Annotated in this window: 31 protein-coding genes; 24 read left to right on the top strand and 7 right to left on the bottom strand. The window is 49.5% G+C overall.

The window, feature by feature from the left end; translation table 11 throughout:
• Positions 1-71: 71 nt before the first annotated feature.
• The 5 genes from BBI15_RS09565 (at position 72) to BBI15_RS09545 (ending at position 4,169) form a co-directional block, all read left to right on the top strand.
• Complete coding sequence (locus BBI15_RS09565; RefSeq protein ID WP_084632816.1) at positions 72-1,304, top strand: methionine gamma-lyase family protein; 1,233 nt, start codon at positions 72-74, stop codon at positions 1,302-1,304.
• Between the two features lie 114 nt (positions 1,305-1,418).
• Positions 1,419-1,805, top strand: a complete 387-nt coding sequence (locus tag BBI15_RS09560; RefSeq protein ID WP_068869350.1) for a MerR family transcriptional regulator — start codon at positions 1,419-1,421, stop codon at positions 1,803-1,805.
• Between the two features lie 37 nt (positions 1,806-1,842).
• Complete coding sequence (gene glnA / locus BBI15_RS09555) at positions 1,843-3,177, top strand: type I glutamate--ammonia ligase (protein WP_068869349.1); 1,335 nt, start codon at positions 1,843-1,845, stop codon at positions 3,175-3,177.
• Positions 3,178-3,371: 194 nt separating this feature from the next.
• Complete coding sequence (locus BBI15_RS09550; protein WP_068869348.1) at positions 3,372-3,914, top strand: hypothetical protein; 543 nt, start codon at positions 3,372-3,374, stop codon at positions 3,912-3,914.
• Positions 3,915-3,974: 60 nt separating this feature from the next.
• Entirely contained in the window at positions 3,975-4,169 is a 195-nt protein-coding gene (locus BBI15_RS09545; protein WP_068869347.1) for a hypothetical protein, read from the top strand.
• Between the two features lie 162 nt (positions 4,170-4,331).
• Here the strand turns inward: BBI15_RS09545 and lexA are convergent, their stop codons facing one another.
• Positions 4,332-4,952, bottom strand: coding sequence for a transcriptional repressor LexA (gene lexA / locus BBI15_RS09540; RefSeq protein WP_068869346.1), 621 nt, complete (start codon positions 4,950-4,952; stop codon positions 4,332-4,334).
• A gap of 166 nt (positions 4,953-5,118) precedes the next feature.
• Between lexA and yneA the strand changes: the two genes are divergently transcribed.
• The 5 genes from yneA to BBI15_RS09515 all read left to right on the top strand — a co-directional run bounded on the left by yneA (position 5,119) and on the right by BBI15_RS09515 (position 9,058).
• Positions 5,119-5,436: a cell division suppressor protein YneA gene (yneA, locus tag BBI15_RS09535; RefSeq protein WP_068869345.1), complete on the top strand. Its 318-nt coding sequence runs from the start codon at positions 5,119-5,121 to the stop codon at positions 5,434-5,436.
• Positions 5,433-6,086 (top strand): YneB family resolvase-like protein, encoded by a 654-nt coding sequence (locus tag BBI15_RS09530; protein ID WP_068869344.1) that lies wholly within the window; start codon positions 5,433-5,435, stop codon positions 6,084-6,086. The genes yneA and BBI15_RS09530 overlap by 4 nt, the downstream gene beginning before the upstream one ends.
• A 58-nt stretch (positions 6,087-6,144) precedes the next feature.
• Entirely contained in the window at positions 6,145-6,378 is a 234-nt protein-coding gene (locus tag BBI15_RS09525) for a DUF896 domain-containing protein (RefSeq protein WP_068462747.1), read from the top strand.
• Between the two features lie 85 nt (positions 6,379-6,463).
• Positions 6,464-8,464: a transketolase gene (tkt, locus tag BBI15_RS09520; RefSeq protein WP_068869343.1), complete on the top strand. Its 2,001-nt coding sequence runs from the start codon at positions 6,464-6,466 to the stop codon at positions 8,462-8,464.
• 360 nt (positions 8,465-8,824) lie between these two features.
• Positions 8,825-9,058: a YneF family protein gene (locus BBI15_RS09515; RefSeq protein ID WP_068869342.1), complete on the top strand. Its 234-nt coding sequence runs from the start codon at positions 8,825-8,827 to the stop codon at positions 9,056-9,058.
• Between the two features lie 88 nt (positions 9,059-9,146).
• On the opposite strand, the gene BBI15_RS09510 is transcribed toward BBI15_RS09515, so the two are convergent.
• Both BBI15_RS09510 and BBI15_RS09505 read right to left on the bottom strand, forming a co-directional pair.
• A complete protein-coding gene (locus BBI15_RS09510) occupies positions 9,147-10,106 on the bottom strand; it encodes an alpha/beta hydrolase (RefSeq protein WP_068869341.1) in 960 nt (319 codons plus the stop codon).
• A 12-nt stretch (positions 10,107-10,118) separates the two neighbouring features.
• Complete coding sequence (locus BBI15_RS09505; RefSeq protein ID WP_068869340.1) at positions 10,119-11,018, bottom strand: hydroxymethylglutaryl-CoA lyase; 900 nt, start codon at positions 11,016-11,018, stop codon at positions 10,119-10,121.
• 74 nt (positions 11,019-11,092) lie between these two features.
• Here BBI15_RS09505 and BBI15_RS09500 point away from each other — a divergent pair, with 74 nt between their 5' ends.
• Positions 11,093-12,277, top strand: a complete 1,185-nt coding sequence (locus BBI15_RS09500) for an acetyl-CoA C-acetyltransferase (RefSeq protein ID WP_068869339.1) — start codon at positions 11,093-11,095, stop codon at positions 12,275-12,277.
• A 12-nt stretch (positions 12,278-12,289) separates the two neighbouring features.
• Positions 12,290-12,499: a DUF3886 domain-containing protein gene (locus tag BBI15_RS09495; RefSeq protein WP_068869338.1), complete on the top strand. Its 210-nt coding sequence runs from the start codon at positions 12,290-12,292 to the stop codon at positions 12,497-12,499.
• Positions 12,500-12,542: 43 nt separating this feature from the next.
• Here the strand turns inward: BBI15_RS09495 and BBI15_RS16555 are convergent, their stop codons facing one another.
• Positions 12,543-12,686, bottom strand: coding sequence for a hypothetical protein (locus tag BBI15_RS16555; protein ID WP_167358035.1), 144 nt, complete (start codon positions 12,684-12,686; stop codon positions 12,543-12,545).
• A 230-nt stretch (positions 12,687-12,916) separates the two neighbouring features.
• Between BBI15_RS16555 and BBI15_RS16435 the strand changes: the two genes are divergently transcribed.
• Positions 12,917-13,087: a hypothetical protein gene (locus BBI15_RS16435; protein ID WP_157101645.1), complete on the top strand. Its 171-nt coding sequence runs from the start codon at positions 12,917-12,919 to the stop codon at positions 13,085-13,087.
• 106 nt (positions 13,088-13,193) lie between these two features.
• On the top strand, positions 13,194-14,681 hold the full coding sequence (locus BBI15_RS09490) for a flotillin family protein (protein ID WP_068869337.1): 1,488 nt from the start codon (positions 13,194-13,196) through the stop codon (positions 14,679-14,681).
• A gap of 65 nt (positions 14,682-14,746) precedes the next feature.
• Here the strand turns inward: BBI15_RS09490 and BBI15_RS09485 are convergent, their stop codons facing one another.
• Both BBI15_RS09485 and BBI15_RS09480 read right to left on the bottom strand, forming a co-directional pair.
• Positions 14,747-15,166, bottom strand: a complete 420-nt coding sequence (locus tag BBI15_RS09485; protein WP_068869336.1) for a hypothetical protein — start codon at positions 15,164-15,166, stop codon at positions 14,747-14,749.
• A 350-nt stretch (positions 15,167-15,516) separates the two neighbouring features.
• Positions 15,517-16,419, bottom strand: coding sequence for an aldo/keto reductase (locus BBI15_RS09480; protein WP_068869335.1), 903 nt, complete (start codon positions 16,417-16,419; stop codon positions 15,517-15,519).
• Between the two features lie 80 nt (positions 16,420-16,499).
• Here BBI15_RS09480 and BBI15_RS09475 point away from each other — a divergent pair, with 80 nt between their 5' ends.
• From BBI15_RS09475 to BBI15_RS09445, 7 genes are all read left to right on the top strand, one after another.
• The gene (locus BBI15_RS09475; protein ID WP_068869334.1) at positions 16,500-17,051 is read left to right on the top strand and encodes an NUDIX hydrolase; all 552 of its coding nucleotides are present in this window, start codon (positions 16,500-16,502) and stop codon (positions 17,049-17,051) included.
• Positions 17,052-17,155: 104 nt separating this feature from the next.
• Positions 17,156-17,623 carry a ferric iron uptake transcriptional regulator gene (fur, locus tag BBI15_RS09470; protein ID WP_068869333.1) on the top strand — a complete coding sequence of 156 codons (468 nt, stop codon included), beginning with the start codon at positions 17,156-17,158 and terminating at the stop codon, positions 17,621-17,623.
• A 73-nt stretch (positions 17,624-17,696) separates the two neighbouring features.
• The gene (xerD, locus tag BBI15_RS09465; RefSeq protein ID WP_068869332.1) at positions 17,697-18,599 is read left to right on the top strand and encodes a site-specific tyrosine recombinase XerD; all 903 of its coding nucleotides are present in this window, start codon (positions 17,697-17,699) and stop codon (positions 18,597-18,599) included.
• A 68-nt stretch (positions 18,600-18,667) separates the two neighbouring features.
• The gene (deoB, locus tag BBI15_RS09460; RefSeq protein ID WP_068869331.1) at positions 18,668-19,852 is read left to right on the top strand and encodes a phosphopentomutase; all 1,185 of its coding nucleotides are present in this window, start codon (positions 18,668-18,670) and stop codon (positions 19,850-19,852) included.
• Between the two features lie 18 nt (positions 19,853-19,870).
• Positions 19,871-21,175 (top strand): pyrimidine-nucleoside phosphorylase, encoded by a 1,305-nt coding sequence (locus BBI15_RS09455; RefSeq protein ID WP_068869330.1) that lies wholly within the window; start codon positions 19,871-19,873, stop codon positions 21,173-21,175.
• A gap of 63 nt (positions 21,176-21,238) precedes the next feature.
• On the top strand, positions 21,239-22,561 hold the full coding sequence (gene lysA / locus BBI15_RS09450) for a diaminopimelate decarboxylase (protein ID WP_068869329.1): 1,323 nt from the start codon (positions 21,239-21,241) through the stop codon (positions 22,559-22,561).
• Between the two features lie 181 nt (positions 22,562-22,742).
• Entirely contained in the window at positions 22,743-23,102 is a 360-nt protein-coding gene (locus BBI15_RS09445) for a GNAT family N-acetyltransferase (protein WP_058380529.1), read from the top strand.
• Positions 23,103-23,105: 3 nt separating this feature from the next.
• Here BBI15_RS09445 and BBI15_RS09440 read toward each other — a convergent pair whose 3' ends face one another.
• A complete protein-coding gene (locus BBI15_RS09440; protein ID WP_068869328.1) occupies positions 23,106-23,606 on the bottom strand; it encodes a DUF309 domain-containing protein in 501 nt (166 codons plus the stop codon).
• Positions 23,607-23,668: 62 nt separating this feature from the next.
• On the opposite strand from BBI15_RS09440, the gene BBI15_RS09435 reads away from it, so the two are divergent.
• From BBI15_RS09435 to BBI15_RS09425, 3 genes are all read left to right on the top strand, one after another.
• The gene (locus BBI15_RS09435) at positions 23,669-24,439 is read left to right on the top strand and encodes a segregation/condensation protein A (RefSeq protein ID WP_068869327.1); all 771 of its coding nucleotides are present in this window, start codon (positions 23,669-23,671) and stop codon (positions 24,437-24,439) included.
• Entirely contained in the window at positions 24,411-25,001 is a 591-nt protein-coding gene (gene scpB / locus BBI15_RS09430) for an SMC-Scp complex subunit ScpB (RefSeq protein WP_068869326.1), read from the top strand. The genes BBI15_RS09435 and scpB overlap by 29 nt, the downstream gene beginning before the upstream one ends.
• 164 nt (positions 25,002-25,165) lie before the next feature.
• Positions 25,166-25,897 (top strand): pseudouridine synthase, encoded by a 732-nt coding sequence (locus BBI15_RS09425; RefSeq protein ID WP_068869325.1) that lies wholly within the window; start codon positions 25,166-25,168, stop codon positions 25,895-25,897.
• Positions 25,898-25,908: the final 11 nt, after the last annotated feature.

Raw genomic sequence — 25,908 nt, 5'->3', positions numbered from 1 at the left:
TGTAGCAGAATTAAAGACATTTTCAAATAGCACGCAGCGTAAATAACCACCTAAGAGAAATGGAGATTTTTATGTATAACCTGATAAGAAAGACTGAAGACAGGATCCGCCCGCAATTAGAAGCTGCAGACTGCATAGCCTTGCACAACCAACAGAAAGTGCTCGAGGCATTCCATCGCCAAAAAGTAAGCGACCATCACTTCCACCCTTCTACAGGTTATGGTTATGACGACGAAGGAAGGGATACATTGGAACGGGTCTATGCGGATGTGTTCCGGGCAGAAGCGGCGCTTGTGCGACCGCAGATCATATCGGGCACCCACGCCATCACGATTTCGCTGTTCGGCATCCTGCGCCCTGGAGATGAGCTATTGTATATCACAGGGCAACCTTACGATACGCTCGCCTCGATCGTTTCGGGGGGAGGGGAAGATACCGGCTCCCTCGAAGATTTTGGAATTTCCTACCGCCACGTGGAACTAAACGGCCAACATAAAGTGGATTGGCCGGCGGTCGAACGGGCAGTTAACGATAAGACGAAAATGATAGCGATACAGCGATCGAGAGGGTATGATAACCGGCCGTCTTTCACGGTCAGTGAAATCAGGGGAATGATAGGGAAGATCCGCGACATCAAGCCGGATGCCATCATCTTCGTGGACAATTGCTATGGCGAATTTGTGGAAACCGAAGAACCGATCGAAGCAGGGGCGGATCTCATGGCCGGTTCATTAATCAAGAACCCCGGAGGCGGCTTTGCAAAAATTGGCGGGTATATCGCCGGAAAAAGCGCTTTTGTCGAAAAATGCGCTTACCGGATGACCTCTCCGGGTATAGGAGGGGAGGCTGGCGCTTCTCTCAATGCGCTCCCTGACATGTATCAAGGGTTTTTCATGGCTCCGCATATCGTGTCCCAAGCATTGAAAGGCGCGATTTTCACTGCAGCTTTATTGGAGGCGGCAGGCATGGTGACCAGCCCCCATTACAGTGCAGCGCGGACGGACTTAATCCAATCGGTTTCCTTCCGGACAGCAGAACAGATGGTAGCGTTTTGCCGCGCAATCCAGGCGAACTCACCCGTCAACGCCCAATTCTTGCCGGAACCGGCATACATGCCGGGTTATGAAGACGATGTCATCATGGCAGCCGGCACGTTTGTCCAGGGGGCGAGCATCGAATTGACGGCTGATGGCCCGATCAGGGCGCCGTTTACGGCATTCGTCCAAGGCGGCTTGACCTATGAGCATGTAAAGATCGCAGTCGTTAACGCAATGATGACTTTAGAGAAGGAACAATTGCTTTGAACATGGAAATTTTAACGGTTAAGAAAACGTGTCAGAAAATCTAACATCTGTTTGACAAATAAACTGACATGTAATAAACTGAAAATGTAGTAATTATTGAAATGGGTGAAACTTATGACAAATCGGGTTCGCCGCACCATGCCCATTCTCCCGATCAGCATCGTAATGCAATTAACGGATTTGACAGCAAGGCAAATACGCTATTACGAAGAGCAGAAGTTGATCAGTCCAGCCAGGACAGAAGGCAATAAGCGCATGTTTTCGTTGAATGATGTCGACGCGCTGCTTGAGATCAAGGATTATCTCGAGCAGGGGCTGAATGTCGCGGGCATCAGAAAACTATACGAAACCAAGGAGACGCCAAGCAACGATCAAGCTGAGCCAAGAACATTGAGCGATGCAGAACTTCGCAGCTTATTGCGCGAGGAGTTGAAGCATCAGGCCCGGCCATTCAGCCAGGCGTCCCAACGACACGGTGATTTATCCCGTTTCTTTAAATGAACGGGCTACATAATATAACTAGGAGAGTGAACAGTACATGAGCAAGTATTCAAAAGAAGACATTATTCGATTGGTAAAAGAAGAAGACGTCAATTTCATCCGCCTGCAATTCACCGACATTCTCGGCGTTATCAAAAACGTGGAAATACCGACATCCCAGCTAGAAAAAGCACTTGACAACAAAATGATGTTCGACGGATCTTCAATCGACGGTTTCGTCCGCATCGAGGAATCTGACATGTACTTGTTCCCAGACCTTGATACATGGGTTGTATTCCCTTGGATCACAGGTAAAGGAAAAGTCGCGCGCCTAATCTGCGATATCTACAATGCAGACGGCACGCCATTTGCTGGCGACCCGCGCACGAACTTGAAACGTGTATTGAAAGAGATGGAAGAACTTGGATTCACTCATTTCAACTTGGGGCCAGAGCCGGAATTCTTCCTGTTCAAACTCGATGAAAGAGGCGAACCGTCCCTTGAGCTGAATGACCACGGCGGCTATTTTGACTTGGCACCGATGGACCTTGGTGAAAACTGCCGACGCGACATCGTACTTGAGCTGGAGGAAATGGGCTTTGAAATCGAAGCTTCCCACCACGAAGTAGCGCCAGGACAACATGAAATTGACTTTAAATACGCGGATGCCATCAAGGCTTGCGATGATATCCAGACATTCAAGCTCGTCGTTAAAACGATTGCGCGCAAGCACGGCCTGCATGCGACGTTCATGCCGAAGCCATTGTTCGGCGTCAACGGTTCGGGCATGCACATGAACGTTTCCTTGTTCAAAGGCAACGAAAATGCTTTCCTTGACGAAGATGGCGACATGAAATTAAGTAAAACAGCTTTCCAATTCTTGGCAGGCATCATCGAGCACGCCAAAGGATTCACTGCTGTGACGAATCCAACAGTCAACTCTTATAAACGTCTCGTACCTGGCTACGAAGCGCCTTGCTATATCGCTTGGTCTGGACAGAACCGCAGTCCTTTGATCCGCATTCCAGCTTCACGCGGCTTGTCAACGCGCGTTGAAGTTCGTTCAGTCGACCCGGCTGCGAACCCGTACTTGGCCATGGCTGTGTTGCTTGGGGCCGGCCTTGACGGCATCAAGCGTGACTTGACTCCGCCAAAAGCTGTAGACCGCAATATCTATGCGATGAACCGCAAAGAACGCAAAGAAGTCGGCATTGAAGATCTGCCAGGCACATTGTATGCAGCGCTTGATGAGCTGCAAAACGATGAAGTCATGACAAAAGCGCTCGGTTCGCACATCTTGAATAACTTCGTGGAAGCGAAGGAGATCGAATGGGATATGTTCAGAACCAACGTCCATCCTTGGGAACGCGAGCAATACCTGAAAATGTATTAATGAAGCGAAACCCGGAGCCCTGTGCTCCGGGTTTTATTGATGATTGCGAATTCTTTAGGCCTTCCGGTAAATGGAATGGGGGGAGCCTTTGGCAAATTGGAGAAAGATTGCGTCCTTTCACACATACGCTGAATGATGGAAACGTGGTAAGATTTTACTTATATGAAAGAACTTTTAATATGTGGAGGGATTAAATGCGCTTATTGAATGTCATCATCGTTTTTCTCATCGCCTTTTCGTTCGGAGGCATCACCTTATATGCGGTGGGGCCTGAGCTGTCATCGGACGCGGTAGCGCAAAAAGCATTCGAAGAACTTGAACAAAGCGGCAAGATGGAGGAAATGGTGCGGCAGATCGAAGCTGACCCAAAGGTCCATCGTTATATGGAAGAGCTCGGATCGCAGGATGTGTTTTCTGAATCGTCTGATAGTGAATTGGATGAGCATCTGGTTGAAGAGAACGTGGATGAAGTGAACATGGGAGAGAGCGATAGTTTCGCGGGCGATCCGCCACAAGACACGCAAAAGCAGGAACTGGCTTTTGATACGAAAGAAGATGCAGCCAGCGTCATAATGGAAAAAGTCGGTTTCCGCAATTTGCTGAAAATGAAAAATGCGGTGGAAAACGATACCATGACAGCTGAACAAGTGATGGATGAACTCGACGATGACCTGAATGAAGAAGAAATGCTTGCACTTAAGGTGATGATTTTCAAAGAATGGCAAAACCGAAATTAAGGGTCTGTTTATGCTACACTAATAAGTGCATTTCCATTCATTTCGAAGGGAGGGGTCGCGGTGAAAACGTTTCAAGTAGAATTCTTTTTTGATCAGGGAAATACCATCGTCCATACCGTGAAAGCGATCGATAAGGAATCGGCGATCAGCCAAGTTCCATCGAACGGTACCTATGAATTGACAGACGAAGCGAATGGCAAGATTTACCGCATCACCATTAATTTGGTTAAATACATCGTTGTAACGGAAACTTGAATAATCAGATAGGATGATCCACGACCGGGAGATGATTCTCCCGGTCGTTTTGGTTCATTAAGGTGACATAAGATGATTATATAAAAGTGAGAGCCATAGAAAAAAGGAGGAAGCCGTGCTTTCCTCCTTTTTTCTATGGCTCCATGAATCGAAGCTGTTTTCCTAGTGGATTTGTCGGTAGACGCCGACAACTTTCCCGAGAATGCTCACCTGGTCCACGATGATCGGGTCCATCGATGAATTCTCAGGCTGCAGGCGGAAGTAATTGTCCTCGCGGAAGAAGCGTTTGACAGTCGCTTCATTTTCTTCGGTCATCGCGACGACGATGTCTCCGTTGTTGGCAGTCTGCTGTTGTTTGACGACAACATAATCGCCATTTAAGATGCCGGCTTCGATCATACTTTCACCCATGATTTCCAGCATGAAGATATGGTCTTCTTCCGTACCATAAGTCTGAGGCAACGGGAAGTATTCTTCGACGTTCTCAATCGCAGTGATCGGCATGCCCGCTGTGACTTTCCCGATCAGCGGCACATGGAGGACAGGGCTTTTATCGATAAGGGCCTCTTCCGGGCTGATGATTTCGATGGCTCTTGGTTTGGTCGGGTCACGGCGGATCAGCCCTTTGCTTTCAAGTCGAGCTAGATGGCCGTGGACAGTCGAACTGGATGCAAGGCCGACCGCTTCGCCGATTTCCCGGACGGAAGGTGGATATCCTTTTGCACGGACTTCATCTTTTATGAAATTCAGGATGTCTTCCTGACGCTTAGATACTTTTTTCACCAGTTTCACCTCTTTATAGGATTTATTCAAGATTAACTATCTATAGTATAGCAACTCGGGCATTGAAATGCAAACATAGGTTCGAATTTAATCTTGACAAGAAACGCCTGTTCGCTTTAATATGAGAACATATATTCCGAACACATATTCTAAGGAGGCGGCTTGAATGACATTCTTTCGACAGAACTCATATTTGGTTTTCTTTTTCTCACTCATAGTGGTGTTTACGTTTTACGCGGTGATCAGCCATAATGCCGAGAAACAGCAAATGGGCGAGCTGCAAATCGAAAAAGGTGATACGCTATGGGAGCTGGCTGAATCGTTCAGCGGCGAAACTCCCCATCATGAATGGATAGAAGAAATCATGGAAGTGAATAATTTAAAGACGACCAAAATCGTGGCAGGTCAATCATTGAAGATTCCGGCAGAACAACTGAACTTCTCTCCGGATGAAACTAAATACTACGCAGGTGATGCAGAATGAAAAAGAAAGCGTTAGTTTACTGCCGTGTCAGCACCACGAAAGACGAGCAGGAAACTTCACTCGCACGGCAGGAGGAAGAATTGCTCTCGTTTGCATTCAAGCAAGGCTATCTGGTTGAAGATGTTTACTCTGACCAGCACAGCGGCTACGAAATGGACCGGGAAGGGCTTCTCGAGATGCTCAACCAGGTCAAAAGCGAAAAAGTCGATGCTGTTTTCATCCAGGATGAGACGCGTCTCGGCAGGGGGCATGCACGCATCGCGTTGCTGCATGTCATGAAAAAGCATGAAGTCGATGTCTATACACTGTCCGACCAAGGCCCGATCGCCTTGAACGATATGGATGACATGGTGCTTGAAATCTTGGCTATCGTGGAGGAATACCAGCGCAAGATCCATAATGCCAAAATCAAGCGGGGCATGAAGCGGGCCGTGGAAAATGGCTATAAGCCCGAACGCAATTTGAAAGGAAAAGGCAATCCTGACGGCCGCGAACGCCTCGAACTCCCGGTAGACCAGATCGTCAGCTTGAAAGCGAGCGGCTTGACCTTTCAGGAAATCGCCGTCACGCTGCAAGGTTTCGGTTACCAAGCTAGCAAAGCGACGGTGCACCGCCGGTTCCGCGAGTATCAGCAGATGAAAGAAAGCTGAAATCTTGCACTGTCCCGCCTTTTTTTGTACCATGGAGCAGTAGAAAGGGGGACTTTACATGCTATCTCCAGATAAAATCGGCCGCATCAATGAACTATCGAAAAAGTCCAAGCGTGATGGCCTGACGCAAGAAGAAGCGAAAGAGCAGTCAGCGCTGCGCCAGGAATACTTGCAAAGTTTCCGCAAGTCGATGCGTGGGACGATTGAAAATGTCACTGTCATCGATCCGGAAGGGAAAGACGTAACACCAGATAAAATTAAAAATAAACGGGAGAATAAGTATTTGAATTAATACTTATTCTCTTTTTCGTTGTATTCTTCCCTAGAGTTGACTAAACTAGAATAGGATTAAATTTAGTTTCAGAGAGGATGTCACTATGTCAAACCAGGCAGATCAACTTGCAGTTAACACCATTCGCACACTTTCAATCGATGCTATTGAAAAAGCTAACTCGGGACACCCGGGACTTCCAATGGGCGCCGCTCCAATGGCGTATACACTCTGGACAAAACATATGAACCATAACCCAAGCAACCCTAACTGGTTCAACCGCGACCGGTTCGTGCTATCGGCAGGGCATGGATCAATGCTTCTATACAGCTTGCTTCATCTGAGCGGTTATGGATTGTCGATGGACGAAATCAAGAATTTCCGCCAATGGGATTCAAAAACACCGGGCCATCCTGAGTACGGCCATACAGTCGGTGTCGAAGCGACGACAGGCCCGCTCGGACAAGGGATCGGCATGGCAGTCGGCATGGCAATGGCAGAACGCCATTTGGCAGCTACATACAATAAAGACGGCCTCGACATTATCGACCACCACACCTTCGCACTTTGCGGAGACGGGGATTTGATGGAAGGGGTAGCCGGAGAAGCGATTTCGCTTGCAGGGCATCTCAAGCTGGATAAATTGGTCGTTTTGTATGACAGCAACGACATTTCACTCGACGGTGATTTGTCGATGAGTTTCTCAGAGAACATCCAGAAGCGTTTTGAATCATATGGATGGAACTATCTTCGAGTAGATGACGGCAATGACATGGACGATCTTTCCTCAAAAATCGCTGAAGCGAAAAAATCGGCCGGCAAACCGACATTGGTTGAAGTCAAGACGGTCATCGGCTATGGTTCACCGAACAAATCCGGTAAAGCGGATTCACACGGTGCCCCTCTCGGCGAAGATGAAATGAAATTGACGAAAGAATACTATAAATGGACGTTCGAAGAAGATTTCCACGTTCCTGAAGAAGTCTATGACACATTCAAAGAAGCGACGGATTCACTTGGCGTGAAAGCGGAATCGGCTTGGAACGACCTTTACAAGCAATACGAAGAGCAACATCCGGAACTTGCTTCCCAATTGCAAGCGGCGATCCGCGGCGACTTGCCGGAAGATTTCGATTCCCAGTTCCCGCAATATGAAGTCGGCAAAAAACAAGCGACGCGTGCGTCGTCAGGTGACATGGTCAATGCTATCGCGAAAACGGTTCCTTCGTTCTTCGGCGGCAGCGCAGACCTTGCCGGTTCGAACAAAACCAATATCAAAGACGGCGGCGATTTCGACGCGGAGCATCCAGAAGCGCGCAATATCTGGTTCGGCGTCCGCGAATTCGCGATGGGTGCTGCACTTAACGGCATGGCGCTCCACGGTGGCTTGCACGTCTTCGGCGGTACGTTCTTCGTCTTCAGTGATTACGTCCGCCCAGCGATCCGCCTAGGCGCATTGATGGGGCTTCCGGTTACCTACGTGTTCACGCATGACAGCGTAGCGGTCGGGGAAGACGGCCCGACACATGAACCGATCGAACAGCTTGCATCACTGCGCGCAATGCCAAACTTGGGCATCATCCGCCCAGCCGATGCAAACGAAACCAAAGCGGCATGGCGTTTGGCGCTCACGTCTAAAGACAAGCCGACCTTGCTCGTATTGTCCCGCCAAAACTTGCCTGTCCTTGAAACAACTGGTGAAAAAGCAGAAGCAGGCGTCGAAAAAGGCGCTTACGTCGTGTCTCCAGCTGATGATGCACAAGCTTTGCTGCTTGCGACTGGATCTGAAGTCAGCTTGGCAATCGATGCACAGAAGCAATTGAAAGAGCAAGGCATCTCGGTGTCTGTTGTGTCGATGCCATCATGGGATCGTTTTGAACAGCAGGATAAAGAGTACAAAGAGTCCGTCTTGCCGAAAAATATCACAAAACGCCTTGCCATCGAAATGGGCTCATCGTTCGGTTGGGACCGTTACATTGGGTTTGAAGGCGATGTTCTTGCAATCGATCATTTCGGTGCAAGTGCCCCTGGTGAGAAGATCATGGAAGAATTCGGTTTCACGCCTGAAAACGTAGCGGCTAAAGTGAAACAATTGATCAACGGTTAATCACGATTGCCCGATGATTCGTTTGTTCTAGCCTAATTTCATCTGATAGAAGAAAGCCGCCAGAATCCTATTCTGGCGGCTTTTGTTTGTGCTGGGGAATATTCTGATTCTGTCATGCATTTCACTTGCGCTTCTATAACAGCCACAAAAAGGGAGGGATTTTGCGGATATACCGTTCTCAACTTTGTTGGCTGCTTCCGGCACTACCGGTTTTCAAAGAGCGGCATGCTTCAAGGTGAGGAAACGGCTGTCTCTGTTTCTCCGCAATTTTAATGCCGTTCATATAGTCACGTCCTGAAATTTATAGTATAATCCTTTTTGGTGCATGATTTAATTGGCAACACGAAGGAGGTAATTTGTATGGATACATGGATCTGGATCGTTATCGTTATTGTGGCTTTACTCGCAGGTGTTGCACTTGGATTCTTTATCGCTCGCCGATACATGATGAAATATTTGGAGGACAATCCACCGATCAACGAAGAGATGCTGCGGATTATGATGATGCAAATGGGACAAAAACCATCTCAAAAGAAAATCAACCAAATGATGGCTCAAATGAACAAAGCCTCGACAAAACCGGGCAAAAAATAAACGCTTATGCAATTATTCGCCCATAGGTGATGAATACAAGAAGAACCACCGTTCGTTTCTGAACGGTGGTTCTTTTTTTGTATTGGGATCAGCTGGAAATCTGCGAAACCCCGTCCGCAGTTTTAGGCACTAATAAATCATGGGCCATAAGGAATTCTGCCACCGTCCCTTCGTATTCGTCGGGATTTTTATTGAATGATTGGGCATGCTCGCCTACATCGAACAATTTCAGCTGTTTGGCGCCTTGTTTCAATTCGAATAATTCTTTCGTCATTTTCGGCAAGACGAACTCATCTGGCAGGCTGTGGATGAACAGTACAGGCTTTGCAATCTTTTTCACGACTTCCCTCGGCGATACGGTGGTAATGGAATAGCCGTCACGCAGTTTCAGGAATACATTGGCAAGGCGAAGCGCCAAGGACGTACGCATCGGTGTCGTCGTGCGCATGACGTGCAAAATCTGTTCGCTGATGTCGGAATAGGCGCAGTCAGAGATATAAAAATCCGCCGTGTCCTCCATTCCGGCATACAATAGCGTCGTTGCAGCGCCCATCGACTCGCCATGAATGCCGAAGAACAAAGATGGCCCCACATGGAGTTTCAACGCCTTGACGACGGCCTGCAAGTCCAGCTTTTCGTAATGACCGAAGCTCGTTGTCTTGCCGCCCGACTCCCCGTGCCGGCGATGGTCATAGACGACAGAGTTAAAGCCGAGTCGTTCGAACATGCGTGCATATTTGAACGAGTTCACTTTGCTTTCCGTGACGCCATGGCAAATGATGACGTAACGGTTCGTGTTGTGCGGCTCCAGGAAAATCGCTTTGATCGGATAGCCATTTTCGGATTCGATCCACCGTTCACTTTTTTTGGCGTTCGCATACCAAGCTTCGTCGTAGCGTTTGGCGGCCGTTTCGCGTTCCAAAATCAAAGATGCGTCTTTATTCTTCACGTACATGAGACGGTTGCTTGCGGCAAAACCCAAAGCGGCAAAAGAAGCGGTCAAGGTGCTCGAGACGACGGCTGAAGTCAACAATAATCGCTTTTTCATGGCGCACACACCTCATTTTCTGTTTTTGTATAACGTATACATGCCTGTTTGCAGCGGGTTCGAGACATGGGGCTCGATAAGTGAAATTGCTTCGTAAAGTTTCTCGAGATCGACGCCTGTGTCGACGCCCATGTGGTGAAACATATGCACAAGGTCTTCTGTCGCGACATTTCCAGTTGCGCCCGGTGCGAATGGGCATCCGCCGAGCCCGCCGGCGGATGCGTCGAAACGATCCACTCCTGCGAGAAGTGCCGCATAAGCATTGGCAAGTGCCATGCGTCTTGTGTCATGGAAATGTGCCGCAATCAGTACATCCGGAAACTGTTCTTTCAAGCGGCTGAACAATTCGTGGCTTTCTTGCGGGTCCGCAAGCCCAATCGTATCGGCGACGCTCAATTCATCGACTCCCCAATCGACGAATTGGCGACATAGCTCCACCGTGTCGCGCGGGTCGACTTTGCCTTCAAACGGGCAGTGGAACGCTGTTGAAATACAGGCGCGGACAAAGACACCGTCCCGCTTCACCTTTTCAATCAATGGTTTCAACGCCTCCATCGACTGGGCAGTCGTCTTGTTGATGTTCTTTTCGTTGAATGAATTGGACACACCGACAAAGACGGCGATTGCGTCGGCACCGGCTTCCAGGGCAGACGTGATGCCCCGCTCATTCGGCGTCAACACCATTTGCCGCCCGGCCCTTTTTACGCCGGCAATGATGTCCCGTGCATCGGCCATTTGCGGCACCCATTTCGGCGATACGAAAGACGTCAGCTCCATTTCCTGTAAGCCGGCTTCTTGCAAAGCCCTGATAAAGTCCAATTTGTCTTCCGTGTTGACATTCCTGGCTTCATTTTGCAGGCCATCACGCGGCCCGACCTCGATTATCGTAGTTGTTTTTGGTAAACTAAACATACTATCCCCCCTTAGCTTCATTGTAGCGATAGGGGGGATAAAAGAGCAAGAAGTAGACAAGGGGGAAAATGAACATGTCACAAGAAATCGTAATTGCAAGCGCTGTCAGAACGGCGGTCGGTTCGTTCCAAGGGGCTTTGAAAGATGTGCCGGCGACGGATCTCGGCGCCATCGTCATCAAGGAAGCTTTATCGCGCGCAGGGGTAGCGGGCGATCAAGTATCAGAAGTCATCATGGGCAATGTCCTGCAAGCAGGGCTCGGACAGAATCCGGCGCGCCAAGCATCCATTAAAGCAGGTCTGCCGGAGACGGTGCCGGCGATGACCATCAACAAAGTATGCGGATCGGGTTTGAAATCGATCCATTTGGCGTACCAAGCGATTTTCGCGGGTGATGCCGATATCGTTGTCGCAGGCGGCATGGAAAACATGAGCTGTGCACCGTATCTGTTAGAAGGCGCAAGAGGCGGCTACCGCATGGGAGACCAGAAAGTGGTCGACAGCATGGTCCATGATGGCTTGACATGTGCATTCAATGATTATCATATGGGCGTGACAGCTGAAAACCTTTGCGATCGCTACGAGATTTCACGCGAAGAACAGGATCGTTTTGCGGCCCGTTCGCAGGCCCGGGCTTCAGCCGCCATCGAAGCTGGACGTTTTGACGAGGAAATCGTGCCGGTGGAAATCCCGCAGCGTAAGGGCGATCCGGTCATCTTTAGCACGGATGAATACGTAAAGGCTTCTTCCACTGAAGAAAAGCTGGCGAAACTTCGCCCGGCATTTAAAAAAGACGGCAGTGTAACAGCCGGCAACGCTTCCGGCATCAACGACGGCGCAGCAGCTGTGATCGTCATGACGAAAGAAAAAGCAGAGGAGCTCGGCATCACACCGCTTGCCATCATTTCGGCGAACGGCAATGCAGGCGTCGATCCGGCGGTCATGGGCATCGGCCCGGTCCAAGCAGTGAAAAACGCCTTGGATAAAGCGGGCATGGCACTTGGGGACATCGATTTGATCGAGGCGAATGAAGCGTTTGCGGCGCAGTCGATTGCGGTAGACCGTGAATTGAAGTTCGACCATGAAAAATTGAACGTCAACGGCGGAGCCATCGCAATCGGCCATCCAATCGGCGCAAGCGGGACACGGATCTTCGTGACGCTTCTCCACGAAATGAAAAAACGCGATGCCAAGACAGGCCTAGCGACATTGTGCATCGGTGGCGGTCAAGGTGTCGCGACGATCGTAAAACGCCCATAAGGAGAGAGCAGGATGGCAAAAGATAAAGTGAACGATAAAGGCCTTTTCTCGGAAGACCAGTTGTTGAAGTTGAAAGCTACGAAAAAAGAGTTATTGAAGGACCAGCAGAAGCTAGAGGAAGAAAAAGAAGCGCAACGCCAGTTCGAACGCAAAGAACGTGAAAAAAACATGACGTTTGCCGAATTGCTTGAGCGGCATGGAGATTCAGGAAATAAATATTGACGAAGAACCCCCTGTCATTTCTAGCGACAGTGGGGTTTTTCGTTTAGCCTAGCCATTCGAAAAGAAAGGCGATTGAATATAAAGGCACACCTACAATGAGGGCCCCGGCGGCAAGATAGGAAAAACCCCATAAAATCCAAGCCAAGACGTCATAGATTGCGCCAGCCAAATCATCGATGATTCCCATGGTCTTCCCCCCCTTCCTTTCATATGAGTAATAACCGGTTGCAAGCCGAGCGTTTTTTCAATCTTATCAAATGAGCAGTCTAAAAGTTAATGTTTTTTTAGTTAATTATTTACAAAATATTTTTATATTCCATTTCTTTTCAATTGATATAATAAAAGGAGTGCACGTGACTATCAAGATACATCAACGAAGCATAAAGATTGAAGACTTGATCACAGGAGGATAAGAAGATGAGGGACGAAGAGATGCCGCCAATTCCGGGGCTGGAAGAAGGCCAGCAACAAATGAAATCCAAGCTCAGCCAGCGACATGCGAATCCATGGATTCATTTCGGATATTTTGTCTTTGTGTTAATGGCATTATCCATTATTTTTTCGCTAATTAAAGTCATGGCAGATTGAATTTTAAAAATAATGGCTATACTTTTCCTTTTTTGAAACATCTTACTGATCTATCCGTATGTAGAAGGGCAGGATAAAATCAGTAACTAGAAAAGGATGGGATCGAATGGAGTCAATCGGCATTATTTCAGTATTAATCGTCATTCTCATTTTGGCGGCACTTGCAGGCGTCGGCTATTTCTTCTGGATGAAGCTCCGCTACCGCACAGCCAAATCGAATGAAGCCTTGATCATTACAGGGCCGAAACTAGGGGACCCGAAAAAAGACACGAACATCTTTACGGACGATGAAGGGCGTTCCATGAAGATCATCCGGGGCGGAGGGTACTTGCTGCGGCGTTTCCAGACTTCGACGCCGGTCAATTTGACCTCGTTCCAGTTGAAGCTGTCGACGCCACGCGTCTATACGAATGCCGGGGTGCCGATCGTCGCGGATGCTGTCGCGATGGTCAAAGTTGCAGATACTTTGAATGGCATCGCCAATTATGCAGAGCAATTTCTCGGAAAAGAGCAGGATGAGATCGAGCGCGAGATCATCGAAGTTCTCGGCAGTAATCTGCGGGCCATCCTGTCTAAGATGACCGTCGAAGATATCAATAGCGACCGGGAGAAATTCAATACCGATGTCCAGGAAATCGCGCAAAAACAACTTGATTTAATGGGCTTTAAAATCACTTCACTCGGATTGACGGACCTCCGCGATGCCGATGAAGACAATGGCTATCTTGAAAATCTTGGACGGCCGCGCATCGCTGAAGTGCGCAAGCAGGCGGAAATCGCGGAGGCAAATACGGAGCGGGAAACACGCATCCACCGTGCCCAAACCGACCAGGAAGCGAAAGAAGAAGAGTATATGCGCCAAATCGCCATTGCCGAATCGCGCAAACAGAAAGACTTGAAAGACGCGGCGTTCAAGGAAGAAACCGAACGCGCACGCGCCAAGTCTGAGCAGTCGTATGAACTCGAAAAAGCGAAACTCGCGATGGAGATCCAGGAAGAAGAATTGAATATGCAGTTCATGGAGCGCGAACGTGCGGTCCGTCTGGAAGAAGAAGAAAGCAAGGTACGCAAAACCAAAGCGGATGCCAGCTATTACGAAACGACGCGGACGGCAGAAGCGGAAGCGAGACGTTCTGTTATCGATGGGGAAGCGAAAGCGAAGATCAAGCGCGATGAAGGGGCTGCAGAAGCCGAAGTCATCCGTGAGCGCGGGAAAGCGGAAGCCGAATCCCGCAAATTGCTAGCGGAAGCGATGGAAGAACATGGCGATGTCATCATTGCGGAGAAACTGATCGACATGCTGCCAGTCTTCGCCGAAAAAGTGGCACAGCCGCTCAACAATATCGATTCGGTGAAAATCATCGATTCCGGAAACGGGCAAGGCGTTCCGTCTTTCGGCAGAAGCGTCACACGCACGATGGTCGATATGCAGGAACCGTTGAAAGAAATGACGGGCATTGATATTGCTGACATGCTGAAGTCCTACACTTCAAGAAATACACAAGCTACACAAGCGGCTGTACAGCCAGTAACTCAACCGGTGAGTGACCAGCCTGTAGACGAGGCGGCAAAAGAAGACCCGGAACAAATTTAATACGGATGAAACACAAAGAGCCGGAGAACAGTTTATGTTCTCCGGCTCTTTTATATGAAGAGCTTCTAGACCGTCATGATGTCCTTGAACATCTGCTTTAAGCTCTTGGCCACATCGTTGAGGTGAAACTCCCTCCGCGCCTCAGCTTGCTGCTGTTCGATGAATGTTTCGGAAGTGCGCTTTCTGGAAAAAGGCGTCAAGGTATGAAGCTCTTTCGGTTGGGTTTCAGCAAGTAAGCGCAATGAAGCAAACACCGGCTCGGAGAGTTCAAAACGCTGATAGCCATTCGGCATATGGATGATTTTCTCAGGGGCGTCTGCAAGCAGCCAGTGGTCTTCTGCTTCCCAAGCCAGCTTATGATTTTTAAACTCCTGTCCAAGGGATCTTGTCACAGATTCAACAACGAGGTAGGAATGCATGGAAATGGCATCTCCGTCTGCTGACTGATAAGATTTTTTGGATTGGGTCAAATAAAAATTCATCATTTTGCACGCCCCCGATTTCATGATAATTAGGTTTGAAAATTTCAGTCGTAATCAGTATATTCACTTCTAAGTATTCTTTCAAACCTGCAAAAGTCCTTTTCGATAAATTTAATGTTCCGGTGAAAAACAAGGGAATTTGGTTAGAAAAAGAAGCAGAAATAGAGAAGAACCCCATCGTAAAAGGAGTTGACAGGTGGTGGGCCGGACTGTCAAATTCGCCGTATAAAGTTTGCCGGTGAAAAAAGGTACAAAGGTCCTTAGTGGAATTTCAAGTTCAGCAAAGGTGCGTCAAAAGGCTGAAAAAAGCGCCCCGCATCAAGCGGGGCACCGGTTGTAAAACGATTGACGAGTTAATCGCGATGTTGTTCATAGCGGTCAAGCCGTGTCGCTTTCTTGGCTTCTTCGATCTGCTGCGTGCTGACAGGCTGTTGATAAGCCTGCAAGGTTTCGCGCAATTGCCCAGGACTGCTCGCGCCGGTCGCTGCGGCTGCGACGGTGTTGTCTGATAGCACCGAATGCAGGGCGAGCGCATGGATATTGTCATGGATAGCGGTAAGCTTATTCAAAGTATCCGTCAGCTGGTTCGAGCCGTATTGCAGGTAGTCGCCCATCTTTTCTGCGCGTGTGAACCCTTCAGCCGTCAGCAAGCCTTTTGCCAGGCTGCCGCGTGCCACGACAGAGCGGCCGGCTTGGCCGATTTCCGGAAGCAATTCTTCGGGGCGCCGGTCAAGGAGGCTATATTGCATCATGACGGAAGCGATCTCGCTCTCAGCCAAAAAGCGATGGATGACATTCGGGCGGATGGATGAGATTCCATATGCGCGGATGAGGCCCTCCTTTTTCAATTCCTCGAACGCCTCGATCGTCTCTTCCGAATTGTCGGTGATCATACCGCCATGAAGCTGGTATAAATCCAAGTAATCGGTCTGGAGCCGGCGCAGCGAGTTATGGATCTGTTCTTTGATGTAAGCTTTCGTCGGATTCCATTTCACCTCATCCGATCCTTCTGACCATTCATTGCCCACTTTGCTGGCAAGGATGATGTCTTTGCGCCGATTGCCAAGGGCGCCGCCGACGATTTCCTCGTTCTTTCCTTTGCCGTAGAAATCGGCTGTGTCGAAATAAGTGACGCCATTGTCCATCGCTTCGTCGATAATGGCTCCTGCTTGTTTCGGGTCTTCCGGCAATGACATACAGCCGAGTGCAATTTCACTAACTTCAAATCCGCTGGTTCCCAGTGTATTGTATTTCATCATTTCACCTCATTGTAAAAATTTGTTTCCTCTATGGTATACTTTGCAGTATTGAAACTACAAATGAAATGAGGGTCAGCATGAAGAAATTTGAAGAAAAAACCATCCATAGCGAACGTTTATACGAAGGCAAGGTCATCAATTTGAAAGTTGACGATGTGATGCTGCCGAATGGCAAACAGTCCAAGCGCGAATTGATCGAGCACCCTGGCGCAGTGGCGGTCATCGCATTGACAAGCGACAAAAAAATCATCATGGTCGAACAATACCGCAAAGCGCTCGAACGCTCACTGGTCGAAATTCCGGCCGGAAAACTGGAACTCGGCGAGGCACCGGAGTACACGGCTATGCGTGAACTGGAAGAAGAGACAGGCTATTCAGCGGAAAAGCTCGAAAAAGTGATCAGCTTCTCGACATCTCCCGGATTTGCCGATGAAGTGGTCCACGTTTTCTTTGCCACGGGCTTGCACCGAGCGGCAAACGGTGCCGTGACGGATGACGACGAATTCGTGGAATTGCTCGAAGTGACGGTGGAAGAAGCTCAAAGCTTAATTGATAATGAGCAGATTTATGATGCGAAAACCGCTTACGCTGTGCAATGGGTTAAAAACTACTTATCAGATAAGAATTAATCCAATAACTAGATGATAATGATTCTAAATAATAAACGGCATCGATTGTTGTAATCGAGAACGCCCTTTTGATATAATGAATACAGTTTGAGGGAGGGCGTCGCATGGAAACAAGGATAGATCGTATAAAAAAGCAATTACACGCTGCGAGTTATAAGCTGACGCCACAGCGTGAAGCAACGGTACGAATTTTATTGGATCATGAAGAAGACCATCTAAGCGCTGAAGATGTCTATCTCTTGGTCAAGGACATCGCACCGGAAATCGGCTTGGCTACGGTATACCGTACATTGGAACTTCTGACCGAATTGAAGATTGTCGATAAAATAAATTTTGGGGATGGCGTTTCCCGTTATGATTTGCGTCAGGAAGGCGCAGCACACTTCCATCATCACTTGGTCTGCCTGGAGTGTGGGGCAGTGGATGAAATACAGGAAGATTTGCTTGAAGATGTTGAAGCAGTTGTTGAAAAGCGCTGGAATTTCCAGATCAAGGACCACCGTCTGACTTTTCATGGCATTTGCTGGCGCTGCAATGATTCGGGTGCTGATAAGCCAGAAAAAGACGCGTAAAAGACGGCCTGTAGAAGGCCGTCTTTTTTCATCTTCATTTTCATTTAATTAAAGGCGAAAAGGAGGAATCACTATGAACGATGCAAAAGATGCACTTGACGATTATTTGCATTTTCTCCGTGTGGAAAGGCAGCTGTCTGATAATACGCTGACTTCTTATGAACGCGACTTGAAAGTTTACATACAATATATGAGTGAAGTCGAGCAATTGGAGCGGCTTGGGAACATCGAACGCGTACATATCTTAAATCATCTGCGGCACTTGCAGGAAATGGCGAAAACTTCACGTACGGTGGCAAGGCATATTTCCTCGATCCGCAGTTTCCACCAATTCTTGATACGGGAAAAACGCAGCGATTCGGATCCGACCGTCCATCTGGAAATGCCTCAAATGGATAAGAAGTTGCCAAATGTTCTATCTATAGAAGAAATCGATGCGTTATTGAATTCCCCGGATACCTCAAAAGCTAATGGGCTGCGCGACCGGGCCATGCTGGAATTGCTTTATGCAAGCGGGATGCGTGTCAGTGAATGCATCAACTTGGATATGGAAGATGTTCATTTGACGATGGGGTTCGTGCGCTGCACAGGAAAAGGCGGCAAGGAACGGATCATCCCGCTCGGGAGGGCTGCGCTTGAAGCCAACCGCGAATACATTGAATCGGGGCGGCTCGCTTTGAGGAACCCGGCTGAGAAAACGGATGCCTTGTTCATCAACCAGCGCGGCAAACGTTTGACGCGCCAAGGGTTCTGGAAACTGCTGAAGCAGCACGCTCAGAAAGCGGGCATCCAAAAAGAATTGACGCCACACACATTGCGCCATTCATTTGCCACCCATTTGATCGAAAACGGCGCTGACCTGCGTGCCGTGCAGGAGATGCTCGGTCATGCCGATATTTCAACGACCCAAATCTATACCCATGTCAGCAAGACGCGATTAAAAGATGTCTACTCGCAATTCCATCCACGCGCATAACAGAGGTCTGACTTCCGACATGGGATATTCATATGATAGAATATAAGAGCAAATAAGGAGGAACTTACATGACAATGAAACCGTTTACTCGTATACATTTAATCGTTCTGGACTCTGTTGGCATCGGCGAAGCGCCGGATGCCGAAGCGTTCGGTGACAAAGGGGCAGATACGCTCGGCCACATCGCCCAATCGGTCGGTGGCCTCAAGATGCCGAATATGGAAAAACTGGGGCTTGCCAATATCGTGCCGGTCGAGGGGCTTGAGGCACAGGATACGCCAGCCGCCCATTTCGGCCGTTTACAGGAAGCGTCTGTCGGAAAAGACACGATGACAGGGCACTGGGAAATCATGGGCCTCAATATCGACACGCCGTTCAAAGTATACCCGGAAGGCTTCCCGCAAGAGTTGATCGACAAGCTTGAACAGGCGACTGGCCGCAAAGTCATCGGCAATAAACCGGCAAGCGGTACGGAAATCCTCGATGAACTCGGGCAAGAGCATATGGAAACAGGGGCGATGATCGTCTACACTTCAGCTGACCCGGTTCTCCAGATCGCCGCACATGAAGAAGTCATTCCGCTGGAAGAGCTGTACCGGATTTGCGAAATGGCACGTGAACTGACCCTCGATCCCGAATTCCTGGTCGGGCGAGTCATTGCGCGGCCATTCCTCGGCGAACCTGGAGCCTTTAAGAGCACATCCAACCGCCACGATTACGCTTTGACGCCTTTCGACCGCACCGTCATGAACGAATTGCAGGACGCCGGCAAAGATGTCATCGCCATCGGCAAGATCAACGATATCTACAACGGTGCTGGGGTGACGGAAGCATTGAGAACAGCCGATAATGCTGACGGCATGGACAAGCTGGTCCAAGTGGCCGGCAAGGATTTCAACGGCTTGAGCTTTTTGAATCTTGTCGATTTTGACGCGCTTTTCGGCCATCGCAGAGACCCGGAAGGCTACGCAAAAGCGCTCGAAGCATTCGATGCACGCCTGCCGGAAGTACTTGGGGAGTTGCGTGAAGACGATTTGCTGCTGATCACGGCAGACCATGGAAACGACCCGACTTTCCCGGGAACCGATCATACCCGCGAATATGTTCCGCTTCTCGCATTCTCCCCGCGTTTCAACGGTGGGTCTGACCTTGGAACAGGATCGACGTTTGCGGATATCGGTGCGACCATTGCCGAGAATTTCGCTTGTGAACTGCCGAAATTCGGCACAAGCTTTCTAACGAAACTAAACTAAAAAAGGCGGTAATGATCAATGAGAATGGTGGACTTGATTGAAAAGAAACGCGATGGCCATGAGCTGTCCACAGAAGAAATCCGTTTTATCGTCTCTGGCTATACGAATGGCGAAATTGCCGATTATCAAATGAGCTCTTTTTTGATGGCGGTATTTTTCCAGGATATGAGCGAGCGTGAACGGGCAGATTTGACGATGGCGATGGCAGAGTCGGGCGACCAGATCGATTTATCAGCCATTGATGGCATTAAAGTGGATAAGCATTCAACAGGAGGCGTCGGCGACACGACGACGCTCGTTCTTGGGCCGCTGGTAGCAGCTTGTGGCGTGCCGGTTGCGAAAATGAGCGGGCGCGGCCTCGGGCATACCGGCGGAACAATCGACAAACTCGAAGCGATCGACGGTTTCCACGTTGAGCTGTCGACAGAAGATTTCATTCGCCAAGTGAACGAACACAAATTGGCGGTCATCGGCCAAAGCGGCAACTTGACGCCCGCCGATAAAAAGATGTATTCCTTGCGCGATGTAACGGCAACTGTGAACAGCATCCCATTGATCGCCAGTTCGATCATGAGCAAGAAAATTGCAGCCGGCGCAGACGCCATCGTCCTTGACGTGAAAACAGGCGAAGGTGCATTCATGAAAACCGAAGAAGATGCCAAAAAACTGGCGCATGCCATGGTCGGCATCGGCAATGCGACAGGGCGCAAAACGATGGCCATCATTTCGGACATGAGCCAGCCGCTCGGGTTTGCGATCGGCAATGCGCTGGAAGTGAAAGAAGCGATCGAAACGCTGCAAGGCAAAGGCCCGGAAGACCTGACGGAACTATGCCTCGTGCTTGGCAGCCAAATGGTGGTGGTCGGTGGCAAGGCGGAAACTTTGGAAGAGGCGCGTGCAATGCTAGAAGGCGCCATCCGTGACGGCTCCGCACTGCAAGCCTTCCGCCAACTGATCGAAGACCAGGGCGGCAACCCGGCTGTTGTCGATGACCTCAGCCTATTGCCGCAAGCAGAATTCGTTACGGAACTCCCGGCAAAGCAGGACGGCTATATTTCCTTTATGGAAGCGGATGAAATCGGGACGGCAGCCATGGTGCTCGGCGCAGGCCGCGCAACGAAGGATTCGACCATCGATTTGTCGGTCGGCCTGGTGCTGCACAAGAAAGTCGGTGATTTCGTCAAAAAAGGCGAAGCCTTGGCGACAATTTATTCCAACACACAAGACCTCGCGGAATGCCAGGAAATGTTATACAATAGTATCGAGTATTCAAACGAGCCGGTTGAACCGATTCAACTCGTCTCCGCTTTGATCACCGATTAAACGAATCTTGCTGGGTTTTGGCCCAGCAGGATTTTTACTTTACATAGCCCAGGGGGAGTCGACATGCATCTATACGGGACACAAACAATCAACGAACAAGGCCATTTGACGATCGGGGGAGTAGACACGGTAGACCTGGCAGCGCAATATGGCACACCGCTTTTCGTCTATGACATCGCATTATTCCGCGAACGAGCACAGGCCTTCCAGCAAACATTCGAAAACGAACAGGTAGGCTTTCAAGTCGCTTATGCCAGTAAAGCGTTCTCGGGGATTGCCATTTACCAAGTCGCGGCACAAGAAGGCTTGTCGCTCGATGTCGTATCGGGCGGCGAACTTTATACCGCCATCCAGAGCGGGTTCCCGAAAGAGAAAATCCATTTCCACGGCAATAACAAGAGCCAGGCGGAAATCGACATGGCCTTTGATGAACAAATCGGCTGTATCGTCGTCGATAATTTCCATGAAATCGAGCTGTTGAAAAAAACAGCGGAACGGCGCCGGCAGAAAATAAATATCCTGCTACGCGTCACGCCGGGCATTGAAGCCCATACGCATGACTACATCACGACCGGCCAGGAAGACTCGAAATTCGGGTTCGACTTGAACAACGGCCAGGCAGACCGGGCTTTCGAGGAAACCTATGCCCATGAATTCCTCGATTTGATCGGCCTCCATTGCCATATCGGGTCCCAGATCTTCGATACTGCGGCATTCCAGATGGCTTCTGAAAAGCTATTGCTGAAAATGGCTTCTTGGCAGCAAAACCATTCCTACACATGCACTGTGTTGAATCTGGGCGGGGGCTTCGGCATCCGGTACACGGAAGAAGATGCGCCGCTTGAACCTGCCGTGTATGTGAAAGATATGATCCGTACGGTCAAAGCAGCTTCCGAGGGGGCCGCATTCCCGGTGCCCGAGATCTGGATCGAGCCGGGCCGTTCGTTGATCGGCGATGCCGGCACGACACTCTATACGATCGGTTCGACAAAAGATGTGCCCGATACACGGCGTTATGCAGCGGTCGACGGCGGCATGTCAGACAATATCCGCCCGGCACTGTACGGGGCAAAATACAGTTCCTTGCTGGCCAACCGTGCAGAAGAGGAAGCGGGTCAAGTGTATACGATTGCCGGAAAATGCTGCGAATCCGGTGATAAGCTTATCGAAGAAGCGGAATTGCCCGAAGTTTCCGCCGGGGATATCCTGGCTGTTTTTTGCACCGGTGCATACGGCTATTCCATGGCGAGCAATTACAACCGGATCACCCGCCCGGCAGTCGTTTTCGCGGAAGGCGGCAAGCACCAGCTCGTCATCCGGAGGGAAAGCTTTGAAGACTTGATCAAAAATGAAGTGGGTTATATGCAGGAGGGGGCTAAGCGTTGAGAAAGCAAAATATTATGCTCTTCCTGTTCGTCCTGTTGATGGCGGTTGCCTGGGGTATCGCCTACTGGCTGTTTTTTGCGGACAATGTCACAGGAGGCTGACCGGGCATAAACTTGAGTTATTGCGGCGTTTATAGTAGTATGGGTAAAGCTGCTTTTAAGATGAAAATGAGGGATCAATTATGTTGTACAGATACAAAAAATCATTTGAAAAGATCGCCATGGGTTTATTGTCTTTCATGCCCAAAGAGCGCGAACTGAAAAAGCTGCAGCAGACCATGCACATCTATGAAGAAAATCCGGAATGGCAATTGTTCCTATGGAAAAAAGAGGATGATTTCGTCGGGTTATTAGGTGTGGAGGTCGCAGATGATCATTACACCATCCATCATGTATCGGTGAATCCATCCCATCGAGGCGACGGGATCGGCCACCAGATGATCGATAAAATCCAAGACATGATGCAGCACCGGGAAATGCGGGCTACAGACGAAACCGAAGCTTTCCTGAATAAATGCCCAGTAAAAAAAGGCGGCCTTTAATTCTTAAAGGTTCCGCCTTTTTTTCTGTTGCCGGAGCGCGATGATTTCCGTGCGGTCGCGCAAGCGGTGCTTATGCATCAAGTAATACTCGTCATGTGCAGGGGCTATATATTGTTGCCTGCGGGCTTCGATGGCTTGGGCCAAGTCGCCCGGCAAAAGCGGGAGGTCGCGGGGTTCGAATGGCTCGCGGTCTGTGACGCCCTGGATCGATTCGTTCAGGAGCAGTGCCAATTGTTCATGGTCGAAACCCTCGCTCCAGACGCCTGCTTCGGCGAGTTTCGGTTTGGCCCGGATGAGCGAACGGAGCGCCCCGGGATAATTGCTGCGGCGCCAATGATACATGCCGACCGCCAGTTGGATCCATCCGGTCAAAGGATGCGCCTTGTCTTTCGGTGCGATTTGTTTCCAATACTCTTCGCCGACTTCATGGCATTCGAAGTAATCTCTTTCATCATTGAAATGGATGATGTACTGGAGGAATAAGGGATGGTTAAGCGGATGCATTTCGGTCTCCTTTCTTTTATAATCAGTTATAGCAGGAATATGAACAGTCAGGTGGTAGTCACATGTCTTATGAAGTGAAAGTGGATGCCTTTGAAGGCCCGCTTGATTTATTATTGCATTTAATCCAGCGTTTGGAAATCGATATTTACGATATTCCCGTTTCCCAAATCACTACACAGTATATGGAGCATATCCGTGCAATGCAAGTGCTCGAACTTAACGAGGCGAGCGAATACCTCGTGATGGCGGCGACATTGCTTGCGATCAAAAGTAAAACCTTGCTGCCGGTGCATGAAGGGGAAATCGACGAAGTCGATTACGAATTCGATGAAGAAGACCCGCGCGATGAATTGGTGTCGCGGCTGATCGAGTACAAGAAATACAAAGAAGCGGCAGGCGAACTGAAGAAGCTGGAAAAAGACAGGGCGGTGCTGTATTCGAAAGCGCCCGCCGATCTATCGGATCTCCAGCAGCCCGACGCCATGGATTACGACGCAAATGCCTACGACATGCTTGGGGCCTTCCAGAAGATGCTGCGACGGAAACAGTTAAGGGCACCGCTATCGACCCGTGTCGCACGGCAGGAAGTATCCATTAAGGAACAGATGGGTTCGATGGTCGACCGTTTGAAGTCTTTTAAGGGACGGGCGAATTTTTCCGACCTTTTCCCATCAGATGACCAGGCTGTACTCGTCGTTTCATTCCTATCCTTGCTTGAATTGATGAAGCGTCAAGTGATTGCCGTCGAGCAGCAAAAGAATTTCACTGAATTGTCGGTGGAACTGAGAAAGGAAACGTGGCAAGATGAAGAAGAACCTATCGGCCCAAATTGAAGCATTGCTTTTTGTCACAGGAGATGATGGCTTGAGTTTCAGCCAACTGCAGTTCTTGGCTGGAGCAGAAGCGGAACAAGTGGAGCAGGCACTGTCTGAGTTGAAAGCACGCTATGATGAAGAAGTAGCCGGTGTGACGCTGAAAGAATTGGCAGGCGTGTATCGGCTGGTGACCAAACCGGAAATGGCGGAAACCATCCAGAAGCTAGTGGAGAATCCGACGCCTCAATCTTTGTCGCAAGCATCGCTTGAAGTGCTCGCGATTGTAGCATACAAACAACCCATCACCCGGGTGGAGCTCGAGGACTTGCGCGGCGTAAAAAGCGAAAAAGCGCTCGCCACCCTCGCTGCCAAAGGGCTGGTCCAGGAATGTGGGCGTGCTGAAGGTACCGGCCGTGCCATTTTGTACGGCACGACCGACGAGTTCCTCGATTATTTCGGCTTGAAGAACCTGGATGGGTTGCCACCGCTGCCGGAAGAGTTGGCTGAAGAACCGGAGGAAGATACCGATCTCTTCATGACAAAGTTTCAGGAAGCATTCAAAGAAGAAGTAAACGCATAGGAGCTTACTGGGAAGACTGGGGCGCATGTACAGTCTTCTTTTCTTTTGAGCGACGCGCTTTCTCTTTGAACGGAATTGTGCCATAATTCCGGTTAGAAAGACCGCGAAGAACGTGAATCGGCCGCCTGTGGAGGCGGTATTTAATCAGATGGGGTGAACAGGAAATGGAAAGATTACAGAAAGTAATGGCGCATGCAGGGATTGCATCCAGGCGCAAAGCGGAACAAATGATTCTTGATGGGAAAGTGAAAGTGAACGGAAAGACCGTCAAGGAATTGGGCGTCAAAGTGACACCTTCCGATAAAATCGAAGTGGAAGGCGTCCAAATGGAAAAAGAACGGAAAGTATACTATCTACTCTACAAGCCGCGCGGTGTCATTTCGGCGGTTTCCGATGATAAGAACCGCAAAGTGGTGACGGACTTCTTCCCGAATGTCGAAGAACGGATTTATCCAGTGGGGCGGCTTGACTACGATACGTCAGGATTGTTGCTTTTGACGAACGATGGTGAATTCGCCAATAGCCTGACGCATCCGAAATTCGAAATCGACAAGACCTATGTCGCGCGTTTGAAAGGCATCCCGTCAAAGGAAGACCTCCAGAAACTCGAGCACGGCATCAAATTGGAAGATGGCATGACAGCGCCCGCGAAAGTGAAATTATTGTCGGCCGATTCGAAGGCTGCAAAAGCGATCGTCCAGATCACGATTCATGAAGGCCGCAACCGACAAGTCCGCCGGATGTTCGAGGCAATCGGCTATCCGGTCCAGAAACTGAGCCGCGAACAATTCGCCTTCTTGACTTTGCATAGCTTGAATGCCGGTGAATCGAGAGAGCTCAGCCCCCACGAAGTAAAGCAATTGCGCGTGCTTGCGGATACCGGTAAACGACGTTAACGTTCACAAAC

The sequence above is a fragment of the Planococcus plakortidis genome (genome assembly GCF_001687605.2).
Taxonomy (GTDB): Bacteria; Bacillota; Bacilli; order Bacillales_A; family Planococcaceae; genus Planococcus; species Planococcus plakortidis.
This window is presented reverse-complemented; position numbering and strand designations above follow the sequence as displayed.

Excerpts from the sequence above, each read along its gene's own strand:
- BBI15_RS09565 (WP_084632816.1), top strand. The coding sequence starts at position 72 with ATGTATAACCTGATAAGAAAGACTGAAGACAGGATCCGCCCGCAATTA.
- BBI15_RS09560 (WP_068869350.1), top strand. The coding sequence starts at position 1,419 with ATGACAAATCGGGTTCGCCGCACCATGCCCATTCTCCCGATCAGCATC.
- glnA (WP_068869349.1), top strand. The coding sequence starts at position 1,843 with ATGAGCAAGTATTCAAAAGAAGACATTATTCGATTGGTAAAAGAAGAA.
- BBI15_RS09550 (WP_068869348.1), top strand. The coding sequence starts at position 3,372 with ATGCGCTTATTGAATGTCATCATCGTTTTTCTCATCGCCTTTTCGTTC.
- yneA (WP_068869345.1), top strand. The coding sequence starts at position 5,119 with ATGACATTCTTTCGACAGAACTCATATTTGGTTTTCTTTTTCTCACTC.
- BBI15_RS09530 (WP_068869344.1), top strand. The coding sequence starts at position 5,433 with ATGAAAAAGAAAGCGTTAGTTTACTGCCGTGTCAGCACCACGAAAGAC.
- BBI15_RS09525 (WP_068462747.1), top strand. The coding sequence starts at position 6,145 with ATGCTATCTCCAGATAAAATCGGCCGCATCAATGAACTATCGAAAAAG.
- tkt (WP_068869343.1), top strand. The coding sequence starts at position 6,464 with ATGTCAAACCAGGCAGATCAACTTGCAGTTAACACCATTCGCACACTT.
- BBI15_RS09515 (WP_068869342.1), top strand. The coding sequence starts at position 8,825 with ATGGATACATGGATCTGGATCGTTATCGTTATTGTGGCTTTACTCGCA.
- BBI15_RS09510 (WP_068869341.1), bottom strand. The coding sequence starts at position 10,106 with ATGAAAAAGCGATTATTGTTGACTTCAGCCGTCGTCTCGAGCACCTTG.
- BBI15_RS09505 (WP_068869340.1), bottom strand. The coding sequence starts at position 11,018 with ATGTTTAGTTTACCAAAAACAACTACGATAATCGAGGTCGGGCCGCGT.
- BBI15_RS09500 (WP_068869339.1), top strand. The coding sequence starts at position 11,093 with ATGTCACAAGAAATCGTAATTGCAAGCGCTGTCAGAACGGCGGTCGGT.
- BBI15_RS09495 (WP_068869338.1), top strand. The coding sequence starts at position 12,290 with ATGGCAAAAGATAAAGTGAACGATAAAGGCCTTTTCTCGGAAGACCAG.
- BBI15_RS16555 (WP_167358035.1), bottom strand. The coding sequence starts at position 12,686 with ATGGGAATCATCGATGATTTGGCTGGCGCAATCTATGACGTCTTGGCT.
- BBI15_RS16435 (WP_157101645.1), top strand. The coding sequence starts at position 12,917 with ATGAGGGACGAAGAGATGCCGCCAATTCCGGGGCTGGAAGAAGGCCAG.
- BBI15_RS09490 (WP_068869337.1), top strand. The coding sequence starts at position 13,194 with ATGGAGTCAATCGGCATTATTTCAGTATTAATCGTCATTCTCATTTTG.
- BBI15_RS09485 (WP_068869336.1), bottom strand. The coding sequence starts at position 15,166 with ATGATGAATTTTTATTTGACCCAATCCAAAAAATCTTATCAGTCAGCA.
- BBI15_RS09480 (WP_068869335.1), bottom strand. The coding sequence starts at position 16,419 with ATGAAATACAATACACTGGGAACCAGCGGATTTGAAGTTAGTGAAATT.
- BBI15_RS09475 (WP_068869334.1), top strand. The coding sequence starts at position 16,500 with ATGAAGAAATTTGAAGAAAAAACCATCCATAGCGAACGTTTATACGAA.
- fur (WP_068869333.1), top strand. The coding sequence starts at position 17,156 with ATGGAAACAAGGATAGATCGTATAAAAAAGCAATTACACGCTGCGAGT.
- xerD (WP_068869332.1), top strand. The coding sequence starts at position 17,697 with ATGAACGATGCAAAAGATGCACTTGACGATTATTTGCATTTTCTCCGT.
- deoB (WP_068869331.1), top strand. The coding sequence starts at position 18,668 with ATGACAATGAAACCGTTTACTCGTATACATTTAATCGTTCTGGACTCT.
- BBI15_RS09455 (WP_068869330.1), top strand. The coding sequence starts at position 19,871 with ATGAGAATGGTGGACTTGATTGAAAAGAAACGCGATGGCCATGAGCTG.
- lysA (WP_068869329.1), top strand. The coding sequence starts at position 21,239 with ATGCATCTATACGGGACACAAACAATCAACGAACAAGGCCATTTGACG.
- BBI15_RS09445 (WP_058380529.1), top strand. The coding sequence starts at position 22,743 with ATGTTGTACAGATACAAAAAATCATTTGAAAAGATCGCCATGGGTTTA.
- BBI15_RS09440 (WP_068869328.1), bottom strand. The coding sequence starts at position 23,606 with ATGCATCCGCTTAACCATCCCTTATTCCTCCAGTACATCATCCATTTC.
- BBI15_RS09435 (WP_068869327.1), top strand. The coding sequence starts at position 23,669 with ATGTCTTATGAAGTGAAAGTGGATGCCTTTGAAGGCCCGCTTGATTTA.
- scpB (WP_068869326.1), top strand. The coding sequence starts at position 24,411 with ATGAAGAAGAACCTATCGGCCCAAATTGAAGCATTGCTTTTTGTCACA.
- BBI15_RS09425 (WP_068869325.1), top strand. The coding sequence starts at position 25,166 with ATGGAAAGATTACAGAAAGTAATGGCGCATGCAGGGATTGCATCCAGG.